The organism is Ruegeria sp. D6 (assembly GCF_056534365.1).
Genome location: NZ_JBQFPH010000004.1, coordinates 62,951 through 77,901, shown reverse-complemented (window position 1 = coordinate 77,901; position 14,951 = coordinate 62,951). Strand labels below are relative to the sequence as shown.

16 protein-coding genes are annotated in these 14,951 nt (G+C 58.8%); 5 read left to right on the top strand and 11 right to left on the bottom strand.

Features of this window, described 5'->3' with window-relative positions:
• Positions 1–9 precede the first annotated feature (9 nt).
• The 3 genes from tdh (at position 10) to ACR0A1_RS14470 (ending at position 2,811) form a co-directional block, all read left to right on the top strand.
• Positions 10–1,038 (top strand): L-threonine 3-dehydrogenase, encoded by a 1,029-nt coding sequence (gene tdh / locus ACR0A1_RS14480; protein WP_170515826.1) that lies wholly within the window; start codon positions 10–12, stop codon positions 1,036–1,038.
• Positions 1,039–1,101: 63 nt separating this feature from the next.
• The gene (locus tag ACR0A1_RS14475) at positions 1,102–1,977 is read left to right on the top strand and encodes a tryptophan 2,3-dioxygenase (RefSeq protein ID WP_170515673.1); all 876 of its coding nucleotides are present in this window, start codon (positions 1,102–1,104) and stop codon (positions 1,975–1,977) included.
• 3 nt (positions 1,978–1,980) lie between these two features.
• Positions 1,981–2,811 (top strand): alpha/beta hydrolase, encoded by an 831-nt coding sequence (locus tag ACR0A1_RS14470; RefSeq protein ID WP_480868090.1) that lies wholly within the window; start codon positions 1,981–1,983, stop codon positions 2,809–2,811.
• 59 nt (positions 2,812–2,870) lie between these two features.
• Here the strand turns inward: ACR0A1_RS14470 and infB are convergent, their stop codons facing one another.
• The 6 genes from infB to pip form a co-directional block, all read right to left on the bottom strand.
• On the bottom strand, positions 2,871–5,345 hold the full coding sequence (infB, locus tag ACR0A1_RS14465; protein ID WP_170395359.1) for a translation initiation factor IF-2: 2,475 nt from the start codon (positions 5,343–5,345) through the stop codon (positions 2,871–2,873).
• Between the two features lie 8 nt (positions 5,346–5,353).
• The gene (locus ACR0A1_RS14460; RefSeq protein WP_170395356.1) at positions 5,354–5,977 is read right to left on the bottom strand and encodes an RNA-binding protein; all 624 of its coding nucleotides are present in this window, start codon (positions 5,975–5,977) and stop codon (positions 5,354–5,356) included.
• A 22-nt stretch (positions 5,978–5,999) separates the two neighbouring features.
• Positions 6,000–7,613: a transcription termination factor NusA gene (gene nusA, locus ACR0A1_RS14455; RefSeq protein ID WP_170423355.1), complete on the bottom strand. Its 1,614-nt coding sequence runs from the start codon at positions 7,611–7,613 to the stop codon at positions 6,000–6,002.
• Positions 7,613–8,203 (bottom strand): ribosome maturation factor RimP, encoded by a 591-nt coding sequence (gene rimP / locus ACR0A1_RS14450; protein ID WP_010442531.1) that lies wholly within the window; start codon positions 8,201–8,203, stop codon positions 7,613–7,615. The genes nusA and rimP overlap by 1 nt, the downstream gene beginning before the upstream one ends.
• Before the next feature lie 160 nt (positions 8,204–8,363).
• The gene (locus ACR0A1_RS14445; RefSeq protein WP_480868088.1) at positions 8,364–9,176 is read right to left on the bottom strand and encodes an ABC transporter substrate-binding protein; all 813 of its coding nucleotides are present in this window, start codon (positions 9,174–9,176) and stop codon (positions 8,364–8,366) included.
• A complete protein-coding gene (pip, locus tag ACR0A1_RS14440) occupies positions 9,173–10,150 on the bottom strand; it encodes a prolyl aminopeptidase (protein WP_480868086.1) in 978 nt (325 codons plus the stop codon). The genes ACR0A1_RS14445 and pip overlap by 4 nt, the downstream gene beginning before the upstream one ends.
• Positions 10,151–10,198: 48 nt before the next feature.
• On the opposite strand from pip, the gene ubiG reads away from it, so the two are divergent.
• A complete protein-coding gene (ubiG, locus tag ACR0A1_RS14435) occupies positions 10,199–10,945 on the top strand; it encodes a bifunctional 2-polyprenyl-6-hydroxyphenol methylase/3-demethylubiquinol 3-O-methyltransferase UbiG (RefSeq protein ID WP_170664356.1) in 747 nt (248 codons plus the stop codon).
• 71 nt (positions 10,946–11,016) lie between these two features.
• Here ubiG and ACR0A1_RS14430 read toward each other — a convergent pair whose 3' ends face one another.
• Genes ACR0A1_RS14430 through ACR0A1_RS14410 form a run of 5 tightly spaced genes read right to left on the bottom strand, consistent with a single transcriptional unit; the run spans position 11,017 to position 14,087 of the window.
• On the bottom strand, positions 11,017–11,706 hold the full coding sequence (locus ACR0A1_RS14430; RefSeq protein ID WP_223117458.1) for a hypothetical protein: 690 nt from the start codon (positions 11,704–11,706) through the stop codon (positions 11,017–11,019).
• Between the two features lie 36 nt (positions 11,707–11,742).
• Positions 11,743–12,183 (bottom strand): MarR family winged helix-turn-helix transcriptional regulator, encoded by a 441-nt coding sequence (locus tag ACR0A1_RS14425; protein ID WP_170395340.1) that lies wholly within the window; start codon positions 12,181–12,183, stop codon positions 11,743–11,745.
• Positions 12,184–12,197: 14 nt separating this feature from the next.
• On the bottom strand, positions 12,198–13,028 hold the full coding sequence (locus ACR0A1_RS14420; protein WP_480868084.1) for a carbon-nitrogen hydrolase family protein: 831 nt from the start codon (positions 13,026–13,028) through the stop codon (positions 12,198–12,200).
• Complete coding sequence (grxC, locus tag ACR0A1_RS14415) at positions 13,028–13,285, bottom strand: glutaredoxin 3 (protein ID WP_170395334.1); 258 nt, start codon at positions 13,283–13,285, stop codon at positions 13,028–13,030. Before grxC ends, ACR0A1_RS14420 begins: the two co-directional genes overlap by 1 nt.
• A gap of 37 nt (positions 13,286–13,322) precedes the next feature.
• Positions 13,323–14,087: a double zinc ribbon domain-containing protein gene (locus tag ACR0A1_RS14410; protein ID WP_480562711.1), complete on the bottom strand. Its 765-nt coding sequence runs from the start codon at positions 14,085–14,087 to the stop codon at positions 13,323–13,325.
• Here ACR0A1_RS14410 and ACR0A1_RS14405 point away from each other — a divergent pair.
• The gene (locus ACR0A1_RS14405; protein WP_480868082.1) at positions 14,068–14,898 is read left to right on the top strand and encodes a methyltransferase domain-containing protein; all 831 of its coding nucleotides are present in this window, start codon (positions 14,068–14,070) and stop codon (positions 14,896–14,898) included. The genes ACR0A1_RS14410 and ACR0A1_RS14405 overlap by 20 nt on opposite strands.
• Positions 14,899–14,951: the final 53 nt, after the last annotated feature.

Sequence of the window (14,951 nt, the reverse complement as noted above, 5' to 3'; positions counted from 1 at the left end):
CCCAACACGATGAAAGCCCTTGAGAAATCCAAGCCCGAGGAAGGTCTGTGGATGGTGCAGGCCCCAGTACCCGAGATCGGCCCCGACGAGGTTCTGATCCGCATCAACAAGACCGGGATTTGCGGCACGGATATTCATATCTGGAACTGGGATGAATGGGCTGCGGCCACCGTGCCGATCCCGATGATCACCGGCCACGAGTTCGCGGGTGAAATTGTTGAATTGGGTCGCAACGTGACAGGGATGACGGTCGGCCAGCGCTGTTCAGGCGAGGGGCATCTGATCACCCCTGACAGCCGCCAGAGCCGTGCGGGCAAGTTCCACCTTGATCCCGGCACGCGCGGTATCGGTGTGAATGAACAGGGTGCCTTTGCGCAATACCTGAAACTGCCTGCCTTTAACGTGGTGCCCCTGCCTGACGACGTACCGGATGAGATCGGGGCGATCCTCGACCCGCTGGGCAATGCCGTGCACACTGCACTCAGCTTCGATCTGCTGGGCGAGGACGTATTGATTACTGGCGCAGGCCCTATCGGCATCATGGCCGCCGCCGTTGCCCGTCATGCCGGTGCCCGGCATGTAGTGATCACCGATATCAACCCCGACCGCCTGAAACTGGCCGAACACGTGGTACCAACGGTACGCACAGTTGATGTGTCCAAAGAGGATCTGCAGGATGTCATCGCGGAACTGGGCATGACTCAGGGCTTTGATGTCGGGCTTGAAATGTCGGGCTCGCAAGCCGCGCTGGACCAGATGGTCGAAGCGCTGGTGATGGGCGGCAAGATCGCACTGTTGGGGATTCCGCCCGGAAAATCTCCGGTGGACTGGTCGCGCATCGTGTTCAAAGCTATCACCATCAAGGGTGTCTATGGGCGCGAGATGTTCGAGACCTGGTACAAAATGATCGCCATGTTGCAGAACGGGCTGGATGTCAGCCGCGTAATCACCCACCAGTTCGCAGTCGATGACTTTACTCAGGGATTCAAGGCCATGAAATCCGGTCAATCAGGCAAGGTGGTTCTGGACTGGACCTAACGCTCTGGAACCGTGCGGGTTTTGTCCCTAAACAGGGATAAACCCGCGCGTCTGGAGGAGCACATGGGCGACAAAGACAGGTATACAGAACGGGGAATCGAAGAGTCTCTGGTCACCGATTTCACAGAAACTCACCGCAAAAGCTATGGGGATTTTCTGCAACTTAAGACTCTGCTGAACCTGCAAAAGACCTTTCAGGACCCGGCCCAACCTGATGAGATGTTGTTCATCATCATTCATCAGGTCAGCGAACTGTGGCTGAAACTGATGCACCATCAACTTGTCGAAGTCCGCCGGTTCTTGCAGCAGGACGATTTCGGTCCGGCGATGAAGAACCTCGACCGGATCAAGGCGATCCAACGGCAGTTGATCGCCGCGTGGGAGACGCTACTGACTATGACTCCCGCGGACTACATGACGTTTCGGGACGCATTAGGCAGTTCGTCAGGCTTTCAAAGCTATGGCTATCGCCAAATCGAGTTCATTCTGGGCAACAAAGATCCCGCGACCCTGAAAGTGCATGCGCATGACCCAGAAGTGATGGAGATGCTGAACGCGGCTCTTACCAAACCCTCGCTCTATGACGAAGTGCTGCGGATGCTGGCCCGGCAAGGGTTTGACGTGCCGCATGATCTGATCGAGCGGGATTACGCAAAGCCCTATTCCGGCGATCCGCGTATCGTCAAAATCTGGGTCGAAGTGTTCCGCAACACGGAGCAATACTGGGATCTTTACGCGCTGGCCGAAAAACTGATGGATGTGGAATCTCTGTTCCAGAGGTGGCGATTCGATCATGCAACCGCGGTTGAGCGCGTGATCGGAATGCAGCCCGGAACGGGTGGATCTAGCGGCGTGGCCTTCCTGCGCAAAGCGCTGGAGTTGCGGTTTTTCCACGACCTCTACGACGTGCGAACCGAACTGATGTATACTGGGGAATAGGCCATGCTGTATCGCGGATTCACCCAAGAAGAGCTTGAGCAGGAGTATTCTCCAAGCTCAATGATCGGAGGCGATCTGACGCCATATCTAGCCAGCTATTCAGCCCTCAGCGCACAGGCACGGTCTGAAATTAGGATGCAGGAAAACCGTTCCTATGGCGACAGCCCGACGCAAGTTCTGGATTTCTTCCCCGCACCTGGCGCCAACGCGCCTTTGCATGTCTTTATTCATGGTGGCTATTGGCAGGCGCTTAGCCAGCGTGAGTCGGCCCCTATGGCACCGGTATTGCATGAGAACGGGCAAGCCTTTGCCACGCTGAATTATACGCTCGCCCCCGATGCCAGATTGGGGCAGATGGTCGAAGAATGCCGTACCGCCTTGTTGTGGCTTGCGTCACAGGCCGAAACACTGGGTTTTGATCCATCAAACATCACGCTATCGGGTCACAGTGCAGGTGCCCATCTGGTTGCGATGGTGATGGCGACGTCTTCGAAGGCGTTTGCACAGGCCGGTCTGCGGGTGCGCAATGTGATCCTGATCAGCGGGGTCTATGACCTTGTTCCGATAAGCCTGACCTCGGTGAATGATCCGCTGCAACTGACCAAGGTCGAGGTTCACGATCTCTCACCCTGCCTCAACCTGCCCGCGCCAGGACCCCGTTACAGGGTGACAGTCGCCGAGCGGGATACGCCCGAGTTTATCCGCCAAAGCCGTGACTATGCTGAACTACTGCGCAAGGCCGGACATTCGGTCAGTTTCGATCTGCAGAAGGGCAAGCATCATTTTGACATCATCATGCCTTCGGGCACGTTTCTGTCGTCGCGCACGGACTAACCTAAATGAAAACAGCGGCCTAGTGGGGCCGCTGTTTTAAGTTTTTTTCTAGATCCGGATCAGTCCAACGTACGCGTGACCTCTTCGCGTTCGAAAATCTCGATCACGTCGCCGGCGCGAATATCGTCGTAATTCTCGAACGCCATACCGCATTCCTGACCCGACTGAACTTCGGCCACTTCATCCTTGAAGCGCTTGAGGGTCTTCAGCGTGCCTTCGTGGATCACCACGTTGTCGCGCAGCAGGCGTACGCCAGCCGAGCGGCGGGCAACACCTTCGGTGACCAGACAGCCAGCAACTTTGCCGACGCCGGTAACCTTGAAGACCTCTTTGATCTCGGCGTAACCGATGAACTTTTCGCGAATCTCGGCGCTCAACAGGCCGGATGCGGCCGCTTTCACGTCATCCACCAGATCGTAGATCACCGAGTAATAGCGGATCTCGACGCCCTTCTGGTTCGCAGTGTTCCGCGCCGATGCGTTCGCACGCACGTTGAAGCCAAAGATCGGTGCACCAGAGGCTTCGGCCAGGCCGACATCCGTCTCGGTGATCGCACCAACACCCGAGTGCAGAACGCGTACGCGCACTTCGTCGTTGCCGATCTTCTCCATCGCCTGAACGATGGCTTCGGCAGAGCCCTGCACATCCGCTTTCATCAGAATAGGCAGCTCGGTGACGTTTTCGTCTTCCTTCGCCTTCTGCATCAGCTGTTCAAGGGTGGTCGCGGCACCGGCGGCGGCGCGTTTGTCCTTGGCGGCTTGCTCACGATAAGCAGCGATCTCACGGGCCTGCGCTTCGGTCTCGGTCACGTTCAGAACGTCACCTGCTTCGGGCGTACCGTTGAGACCCAGAACCTCGACCGGAACTGAGGGGCCAGCTTCTTTGACACGGTCGCCCTTGTCGTTGATCAGCGCACGGACCTTACCGTACTGCTCACCCACAACGAAGATATCGCCCTGACGCAGCGTGCCGTTCTGAACCAGAACGGTGGCGACGGGACCACGGCCCACATCCAGCTGCGCCTCGATCACGGCACCTTGGGCGGCGCGATCTGGGTTGGCTTTCAGTTCCAGAATCTCGGCCTGCAGTGCAATGGCTTCCAGCAATTCGTCCAGACCCTGACCAGTCATGGCCGAGACCTCAACGTCCTGAACCTCACCCGACATCTTCTCGACGATCACTTCGTGCTGCAACAAGTCAGTGCGGACTTTGTCGGGGTTCGCGTCGGGCTTGTCGATCTTGTTGATCGCCACGATCATTGGCACTTCGGCCGCTTTGGCGTGGTTGATCGCCTCAATCGTCTGCGGCATCACCGCGTCATCAGCGGCGACAACCAGAACCACGATATCCGTGACCTGAGCCCCGCGCGAGCGCATTGAGGTAAAGGCCGCGTGTCCCGGTGTATCCAGGAAGGTCAGCGTGGTGCCACCATCGGTTTTCACCTGATAGGCGCCGATATGCTGGGTGATGCCACCAGCTTCGCCGGCAACAACACGCGCGTCGCGGATCGCATCCAGCAACGAGGTTTTGCCGTGGTCAACGTGACCCATGATGGTGATGACCGGCGGACGCGGCTGCAGATCGTCATCGCTGTCTTCGACCTCTTTGATGACGTCTTCAACGTCCGAATCGGACACACGCGTGACCTTGTGGCCAAATTCTTCGATGATCAGTTCAGCGGTGTCAGCATCGATGGTCTGGTTCTGCGTGACCATCATGCCCATCTGCATCAGCGATTTGACAACGTCAGCGACACGCTCGGCCATACGGTTGGCCAGTTCCGAGACCATGATCGCCTCGGGCAGCTGAACGTCGCGGATCACCTTTTCCCGCTCGACCGTGCCGCCCATGGCCTTCTGGCGCGCACGCTCCTGCTTGCGCTTCATCGCGGCCATCGAGCGTTGGCGATTGCCTTCGCCGCCAGTGGCCTGACCAAGTGTCAGCTTGCCCGAGCGGCGGTTGTCGTCACGGCCCTTGCCACGGCCACGCTGCTCACGCTCGCGATCCTGCTTGCGCGGTGCCGCAGCAGGTGCAGGCTTGCTGGATGGGCTGCGTGCGGCCTTGGGCTCGGCGGGTGCCGGGGCTGCGGCAGCACGCTGGGCTGCTTCCTCGGCCTCTTTACGCTTGCGTTCTTCCTCTTCGGCCTTGGCACGGGCACGCTCTTCAGCTTCACGCTGCTCGCGTTCCTTGGCCTCTTGTTCGGCCCGGCGGCGTGCGCGTTCTTCTTCGCGCGCCTTTTCCTGCGCCTCACGGGCAGCGGCCTCTTCAGCCTCGCGCGCTTTGGCGGCTTGCAACGCCTTCATACGACGCGCCATTTCCGCATCGGAAATACCCGCTGGGCGACGCGAAGGATCACCCGAAGGTGTCGCACCACCACTTGGTTTGGTCGCGCCCGGCTTGGGTACGACCACGCGTTTGCGTTTGGTCTCCACCACGACATTCTTGGTGCGTCCGTGGCTGAAACTCTGTTTCACATTTCCGGGGCGTGCCCCGCCACGAAGACCCAATGTCTTTTTGCCGTCACTATCGCTCATAAAGCTTCTTACCCTTCCGAGCGGCCCTTGCCGCCGTCATCCTTTTCGCGCAAGCCACGCAGGCGCTGCGCTTCCTCTACAACACGTTTGGCGAGTCCGCCAGAGGCCAAGGCCGCATGAATCACGGTTTGGCGCCCAAATGCCGCCCCAAGCTCGTCTGCGGTCAGCCAGCCGATGTATTTCCCGAAGTGCGGCGTGCTGAGTTTCGACTTGCCGCGCCCCGATCCATCTGAGGCCTGAATCAGCACCTGGGCCTCTTCCCGGTCCAGCCACGACTTGACCTTTTCATACCCGGCGACCGCGTCACCGGACTTGCGCGCCAGACTGATCAGCTCGATCACACGACGCGCCACCTGTTTCTCGACCTCATCGGTCAGGTCCTTGGCGGCACTCACCTGTGCCTTAAACCCGCGCGAGAACAGTTTCTTGTTCACCGCCTTGTCCAGCGCCGCACGATCCGCCGCCACGTAAACCCCACGCCCCGGCAATTTCGCCGCGACATCGGGAAAAACCTGACCATCCGGCCCCGTCACAAAGCGGATCAAGCCATATTTGGGCTGAACCTCGCCCGTGGCGATGCACTTGCGTTCAGGGCCTTCCGACCGATCCTTATGGACGCCACCGCGACCCATGTCAGCCACCCGAGGCCTGAGATCAGGCCTCGACCTCCTCATCGGTTGCTTCGCCGTCTTCTTCGGCCTGCTCCAGCTCGGCCGGATCAACCCAGCCCAGCATGATGCGCGCGGTCATGACCAGATCCTGCGCTTCTTCCAGCGTCACGCCGAAGGGCTCCAGTACACCATCATCCTTGATGCGTTCGCCATCGACCGTGGTCCAGCCACCGGCCAGTTCCCAGTCGGCGCAGGTTGCGAAGTCTTCCAGAGTCTTCACATCATCCTTGGCCAGCGCCTCTACCATCTGGGGTGTCAGGCCCTCGAATTCAATAAGACTGTCCTCGGCACCCAGCGCACGGGCTGCATCCAGCGCCGCCTTGGCCTGAGCTTCCAGGAATTCGCGTGCACGTGTCTGAAGTTCTTGCGCGGTACCTTCATCCACACCGTCGATGACCAGCAGTTCGTCGATTTCAACGTATGCCACTTCTTCGAGGTTGGTGAAGCCTTCAGAAACCAGCAGCTGAGCGAAGAATTCGTCCAGATCCAGCGTTTCCATGAACAACTGGGTACGAGCCTCGAATTCTTTCTGACGGCGCGCCGATTCTTCGGCTTCGGTCATGATGTCGATGTCCAGATTGGTCAGCTGGCTGGCCAGACGCACGTTCTGACCACGACGGCCAATGGCGAGGCTCAGTTGCTCCTCGGGAACCACAACTTCGATCTTGCCAGCTTCTTCGTCCAGAACCACCTTTGAAACTTCGGCGGGCTGCAGAGCGTTGACAAGGAAAGTCGGCTGATCTTCGTTCCACGGGATGATGTCGATTTTCTCTCCCTGCAGCTCGTTTACCACGGCCTGCACGCGGCTGCCGCGCATACCAACACAAGCGCCGACGGGGTCAATCGAGCCGTCATAAGAAATCACGGCAATCTTGGCGCGCGAGCCGGGATCACGAGCAACGGCCTTGACCTCGATGATGCCGTCATAGATTTCCGGCACTTCCATCTTGAACAGCTCGGCCATGAATTCCGGCGCGGTGCGCGACAGGAAAATCTGGTGGCCGCGGACCTCACGACGAACCTCTTTGATGTACGCCCTCACGCGGTCATTCGGGCGATAGCTTTCGCGACCGATCTTGTCATTGCGGCGCAGAACAGCCTCGGCACCGCCCAGATCGACGATCACATTGCCGAACTCTTCACGCTTGACCGCACCGTTGATGATGGTGCCTGCACGATCCTTGAATTCTTCGTACTGACGATCACGCTCGGCTTCGCGAACCTTTTGCAAGATGACCTGCTTGGCGGACTGAGCAGCGATACGGCCCATTTCCACGGGCGGGACTTCTTCAACGAAGACGTCACCAACCTCTGGCGCCTCCATGTACTGCTTGGCCTGCTCGACGGTCATCTCGGCCTGATAGTTCTCAAGCTCTTCATCCTCGACCACGGTGCGGACACGGGTAAAGGTCGCCTTGCCGGTCTTGCGGTCGATGCTGACGCGGATGTCCATCTCGGCGCCGTAACGGCTCTTGGCGGCACGGGCGAGCGATTCTTCCATCGCTTCGACAACCAGACCGGGGTCGATCATCTTTTCGCGGGCCACGGCCTCGGCGGTCTGCAGCAGCTCCAGCTGGTTGGCTGAGGTGATTGCCATCAGTTCGTCTCCTCTTCGGACCCTTCGGTCTCAATCTCGTCGAAAGCGTTTTCGTTCAGGGCACCGGCGTCTTTGCGCTGGCGCAGCATTTCCTTGATCAGATCATCGGTCAGGACCAGCTTGGCATCGCTCAGCCAGTCGAATTGCAAACCGATGGTGATCGTCTCGTCTCCCTCGGGGATGTTGATCAGAACCTCATCCCCTTCGATCCCGGCCAATTCGCCCTTGAAGCGGCGGCGACCGTCGATCAGTTCTGCGGTTTCGATCTTGGCCTCATACCCTTCGAACGTCTCAAAATCTTTGAGACGGGTCAGAGGACGGTCAATTCCGGGGCTGGAAACTTCAAGCGTGTAGGCGTCCAAAATGGGGTCTTCGACATCCAGAGTGGCGCTGACCGCATTGGAAATCTCGGCGCAGTCATCCACTTCGATGCCGCCATCGGGCTTGTCTGCCATAATCTGCATCGTGGTGGTCTTGCCGCTCATCAGCCGAATGCGGACAAGCTCATACCCCAGATCCTCGATCACAGGGGTGATGATCTCGGCCAGTCGCCGGTCGATGGCAGCTTTGGCTATCAGGTCGTTTGTCATTCAGGTTCTCTACCCTGCTATCGGGCACAAAAAAACGGGCGCGCGGCCCGTCGAATTTTCCGGTGGAGCCCCGGACCAGAAGTCCAACGCGCCGCTGTTGCAACTGCATATACGCAGGAGTTCCTGAGTCTGCAACCCCCGGCGCAAATCGTGATCAAATTTACGCCAGCCACCACCGTTCGGCGATGCGCCCATCATCCAGCGCAGCCCGGCTGATCTGGCGCGGCATACCGACATGAGAGGCCATCGCCAACGCCATCTCGGCCTCAGACGGATGATATCGCAGCCCGCGTTGCGCGGTTAGCTCCTCACCAGCCGGGAGCGCTGCGATATCTACATATCCATCGCGCAATGCTTCGGCCCGCACCCCGGCGTCCGGGATCACGATAATCTCAAGCGTATCAACCCATCCTGCCGTTCCGCTTTTGTAGTGATTGGACACCCTGTGTGCGCGGAAATGACGTTCATCCTCGGCCCGCTCAACCCGGTAGCATCCTGTGCCGTTGGCCTGAGCCAGTGGCGTCACGCCCCCTCGCGCAATGACAAACCGTGACCCAGCCAGCAAGAATGGTAGTCCCGGGTTGCCCTCAGCCAATTGCAACTGCACACGATCAGGTGCAATGGCCTCGGCCTGACCAATATCTTCCAGAACAGCTAGAACATCGTTCACGTCCAGCTTGGTGCCATCGTGGAACACAGCATCATCGCGCAGGTCAAAGTTCCAGACCCGCGCATAAGCATCGGTCTGCCAATTTGTAGCCAGCTCTCCGCGCAGGGTACCATCCGGCGCGATCTCGGTCAGGCTGTCAAAGACTGCGCCCCGAGCCACCTGTTCCAGACTGTTGTCGCGTGGCACCGCCAGCCGCAAGGTGCCACCCTGTTTCGGCGTATCGGCCAGAGACGCTCCTGTCGCCGCCAGCAAAGCGGCGGCGGCGCCCGAGGCAAATAATGCGCGACGGTCGATGCGAGTCATACCGTTTCCTCCGACACGCGATCCATGATCCGAACCAGTTCCGCGCTGATGCCCGGTTCTGACAGGGCGTGACCGGCTTGCCGCACCATCTTCAGTTCGGCATTGGGCCAGCGCTCGGACAGGTTCCATGCAGCCTGCGGTGGGCAGATCATGTCATAGCGTCCCTGAACGATTTGACCGGGAATATGGGCAATCCGGTCCATCTGATCCAGAATTTGCCCGTCATACTCTAGAAACGCCTTGTTCGTGAAATAGTGATTCTCAAGCCGCGCAAAAGTTCGCGCGTATTCGCCGGGGCTTTCCCCGACCGATCCGTTGGTGTGGATCGAAGCCAAAGCGTTTTCCCAATGCGACCACGCGCGGGCATAGAGGATCTCGGTCGCGCGGTCGCCCGAAAACAGGCGCTTGTTGTAGGCCGCAATTGCGTCATTTACTTCATGCTCGGGCAAGAGAGAGGTGAACTTGGCCCATTGTTCAGGCCAGAATTTGCCCGCACCACCGCCATAAAACCAGTCCAGCTCGGCCTGTGTGGCCAGAAACACGCCGCGCAATACCAGCCGATTTACCCGATCTGGATGTGTTTGGGCATAGATCAACGCCAGTGTCGCGCCCCAGCTGCCGCCAAAGACGATCCAATCTTCGATGTCGAACAATTTGCGCAGACGCTCGATATCCGCCACCAGATGCCATGTCGTGTTGTTTTCGACCGACGCGGTTGGCCGCGACCGACCACATCCGCGCTGATCAAAGAGAATCACCCGATAGGCATCCGGGTTGAAATACCGTCGCATCGCCGGACTGCAGCCGCCGCCCGGCCCGCCATGCAGGATCACCACTGGTATCCCATTGGGATTACCGCATTGTTCCACATAAATACGGTGCCCATCGCCCATATCGACCACGCGCTGATCGAACGGATCGATCGGCGGGTAAAGATATTGAACTGCGCGCTTTTGGTCCGGGTACTTATCCATTACGGCCCTATATAGTCCTTAAGCGTAAAAGAGCACACGGAGACAGGAATGCAAGCGCATCCGAACACGGTTGACCCGTCCGAGATCGCAAAATTCGAGGCGATGGCTGCGGAATGGTGGGACCCGCATGGGAAATTCAAACCTCTGCACATGCTGAATCCGTGTCGCCTGGATTATATCACACAGCAGATCGCAGGCGAGTTCGACCGTGATCTGAAAGCTCCGCGTCCCTTCGAAGGCTTGCGCCTGCTGGATATCGGCTGCGGCGGCGGGTTATTGAGCGAACCGATGGCGCGTTTGGGCGCCACGGTCGTGGGCGCCGACGCCGCCGAAGGCAACCTGCCTGTCGCTCGCATCCATGCCGAGCAATCGGGGCTGCAGATCGACTACCGCCACACTACCGCCGAAGACATGGCCGCCGCAGGCGAACAGTTCGATGTGGTGCTGAATATGGAAGTGGTCGAACACGTCGCTGATCCGTTGGGTTTCCTGACCGCATCGCAGCAATTGCTGAAACCGGGCGGGTTACTGATCTGCTCAACCATCAATCGCAACCCAAAATCCTACGCGATGGCCATCATCGGGGCCGAGGTCGTCATGCGTTGGCTGCCGCGCGGCACGCACGAGTGGAACAAGTTCATCACCCCGGATGAGCTGTTCGACCTGCTGCGCCAGGCCGGGCTGGATCCGGTGGACCGCAAGGGGTTCGTCTTCAACCCGATCCTGTGGAGCTGGTCGATCTCGGACCGGGATTTGAGCGTGAATTACGTGACGGCGAGTGTGAAGCCTAGGTAGGATGGGTTTTCAACCCATCTTGCAAGCGTTTTCGATCTTAAGCGATGGGTTAAAACCCATCCTACGCTTGATTATTTTACGGCTAAACGGTGAAGGTAAAACGCTGAGGCAAAACCAGCTTCGTCCAACGAGTGTTTGAGACGCCCATTTAGAAAAACGCGATGTGGTACGCCCGGGTCGCGCCAAATGTCGATCCCGGACGCCGCATCTGCATTGCAGACAACGTCCCCGGGCTTGGCATCCTTCCATTCAGGAAGTCGAAAAAGGTCATCCCGGTCGGGTCGGGCTCGTCGAAGACTTTTTGACTCAGCAATGTTCAGCGTGCCGGATTTGTTTGCGATCCACAGGATCGAGTAGTCCTGCTCAATCGGTGTGATCTTGTCTCTTTCGAACAGGTTGACGGGATAAAGTCCCCCTTGCCCTAATTCGAGATTTTTGAGGATATCAGCCACATCTGATCGGATCGCCAGAATTCCAAACAAAGTGATTACAGGAGAATACTCCCCGTAGTGAGGCTCAAAATCATGATCTTCAGGAGCAACCTCTTGAAAGAAATCCGGCAAGATATCCTGCTGCTCCAGCGGCTCCCCGTGGCGCTGCCAACGATACAGATTCGCATGATAACCTGATCCGGGTTGCCACCTGAAGGCCTTGAAGCGTTCACTTGGTTCTTCAGGAAAATCATCGGGGACAAGCGCTCGGAATGGCCTCTGCAGGTCCATCCCGACGGTAATGTCTGAAACCCAAATTTCGTCCGTCATCTTTTACGATCCTTTGGCGCAGTTGGCGTAAAGCCCCTACTCCCCCTCCAACTGCAACCGCAAATCCCGAAGCACGGGCAGCGTGCTGCGCACCCGCTCCAGCCCCAGCTCTCCGACCACGCGGTTGATCAGCGGGGCAATCGAGGAAATCGCCTGATCGCGTGCGCGTCGGCCTGCGGGGCTGATGGCGACCATCTTGCGGCGGGCGTCGTCCCAGTCGGGGCGGATGTGGATATAACCGGCCCATTCCAGCTTGGCCAAAGTGTTGGTCATCGCCCCGCGCGTCACATGGAACGTGTTGGCAAGTTGCGCCGGGGTGCGCTCGTCGCCGACAAACACCAGATGGTTCAGCACCGAGAAATGCGAGATTTCCATGCCCTTGGGCAGCACCCGGCTCAGCCGGTTGCGCAATAGCTGATCGGCGGTCAGGATCTCGCTGAACAGCGTGACCGCAAGGGCATTTTTTTCGTCAGTCATGGTCCGGTTCTGGATCAGGGTCCGTCAAAGGGGCGGACATGTGTTAGTGAAGGCACGCGTCGTCGCGCCTCTGTAACAGACCTATCATCCAAATCAAAAAAGTGAATGCCCGGATCGGTGCCTGCGTCGATCAGCACCTCTCCCCACGGGGCGACAACCATGCTGTGGCCGTGTGTATATCGCGTCTTGCCACGAGTTTTAGGGTGCTCACCCGTTTGTGCCGGAGCCAGCACCCAGCAGCCGGTCTCAATGGCCCGCGCGCGTAGCAGCGCTTCCCAATGGGCCGCACCAGTGACCGGCGAAAACGCCGCCGGGACAGTGAGAATCCGCGCGCCTGCCTGCGCCAAAGCGGCATACAGGTAGGGAAATCGAATATCATAGCAGATGGTCAAACCAACCTTGCCGAAATCGGTGTCAGCAATCACTGCTTTCTGGCCGGGGCGGTAGTTCTTCGATTCGCGGAAGGTCTCGGATTCCGTGACCTGCACGTCGAACATATGAATCTTGTCATACTGCGCCACGATCTGCCCCTGCGGGTCGATCATGAAGCTACGGTTGGCAAAGCGGCCATCGGTATCATGCGTTTTGATCGCTAGTGACCCGATCAGCAGCCAAACACCCAAATTGGCGGCCTGTTCGCCAAGGCCCGCCAGAGTGATATCGTCCTCTTCATGCTGCAAAACCTCGCGCTGCCGAGTGGTGCTGGTTGAGACGCAATTCGTGACTTCAGGCGTCAGAATGAACTGCGCACCTTGCGCAGCCGCATCGGCCATCATGGTTCGCACCATGTCCAGATTCTCGGTCGGATCATCCGACGCGGTGATCTGCAGCAAAGCGGTTTTCATCAAGCCGCCAGCAGGCGGTCCAGCTTGCCCTGACGTTCAAGCTCGTAAAGATCGTCGCACCCACCAACATGGGTGGTGCCCACAAAAATCTGCGGCACAGTGCGTTTTCCTGCCGCGCGCTGGATCATTTCAGGTTTGCGTTTCGGATGCATCAGCACGTCGATTTCCTTGAATTCGACGCCTTTCTGTTTCAACAACCGCTTGGCCGCATGACAAAAGCCGCACAGCGGCGAGGTGTAGATTTCTACCGGCTTCATATTCCGTCCCTTTGGGTTTCGCACATTCTTGGGCGAATTAGGCATCCTTGGCAACGCGCGCCAGTACCAACACGAAAATATGATTTGCCCCTGACGCGCGACAGACACGCGCGCAGGCGTCCAACGTCGCACCCGAGGTCATAACATCATCGACCAGAAGAATATCCCGGCCTCTGATCATGGGAGCACGTTTTCGGTGCAGGGATATGGCGTTGGACAGCGCGAGGGATCGCTCAACAGCAGTTTTTCCATCCAGAACAGGGGTGCGTACCGTGCGTACCAGAAGATCGGGGCAGACACTCAACTCCGCTTCCCGGCCCAGATGCCCCGCCAGCAGCGCCGATTGATTGTAGCGACGCTTGATCAGCCGGGTCCAGTGCAGCGGAACCGGCGCGATCAGCATGTTCGGGTGCAACAGCTCTTGCCCGGCTTGGGCCATCCAGCGGGCGGCAGGGCGGGCCAGCTCAGGCCGATCCCCGTGCTTAAAGGCAAGTATAAGTGCCTTCGCGCCCCCCTGATACAGCAACGCTGCCCGACCATGCTGCCACGCGCGCGGTGCCCTGAGGCAGTCATCACATTCAATCCGGTGTCCGTCCTGCGCGCCGGGAAGTGGCATGCCGCAGCTTTCGCAGACGGTGCCACCGATGAACGGCGTGTCGCGCCAGCATGCGCCGCAGAGGCCGAAATCGGATTCGGTCAGTGCTCCGCAGGACAGGCAACGCGGTGGGTAGATCATCTCGACAGCGGTTTGAATCCCCTGACGAATGCGATACTTGCGGCTTATGAAGCTTCCGTCCGACACTACACCCTCTCTGTTTGACCGCGCCGTCCTTGCGCTTCACCGCAGCCGCGTGCGGGACGAGGCGCTTTTCCTGCACCGTGCCGCCGTTGACGAAGTGCAGGATCGTCTGCCCATGGTTAACAAAACCTTTAAGGCGCCCGCCGTCGTGACCCCCTTCCCCCATATCTGGGAGGGGTTGTGGCCCGAGGCTCGGGTGATTGGGGATGAAGATGTTCTCGACTTGACGCCAGGTGCGCATGACCTCGTGATACATGCGATGGCGCTGCATTGGGCAAACGACCCGGTCGGCCAACTGATCCAATGCCATCGCGCCATGAAACCCGATGGATTGCTACTGGCGGTATGTTTGGGGGGTGACACCCTTCAGGAATTGCGCGCCGCTCTGGGTCAGGCCGAGATAGAGGAGACCGGCGGTCTCAGCCCCCGCATCGCCCCCATGGCCGAGCTTCGTGATCTGGGGGGGCTGCTACAACGGGCCGGGCTGGCTTTGCCGGTCGCCGACAAGGCGACGCTGTCCGCAGAATATCGCGATCTGGTGCATCTGATGCGTGATCTGCGTGCGATGGGGGAAACCAACGCTTTGGCGGATCGCCTGAAACACCCGACCCGACGCGCTGTTTTTGACAAAGCGCAGGACATCTACGCCGGGCATTACGCATCGCCACAGGGCCGCCTGACGGCAACCTTTGAACTGATCTGTCTGACGGGCTGGACCCCCGATGACAGCCAACCCAAACCTTTGCGTCCGGGATCCGCCAAGATGCGGCTGGCTGATGCGCTAGGTACGGATGAGGGCAAACTGCCCGATTGACGACCGACCTTTTCCCTATATCTCAGGCCAGACACCACAAATCAGGAAGCTTT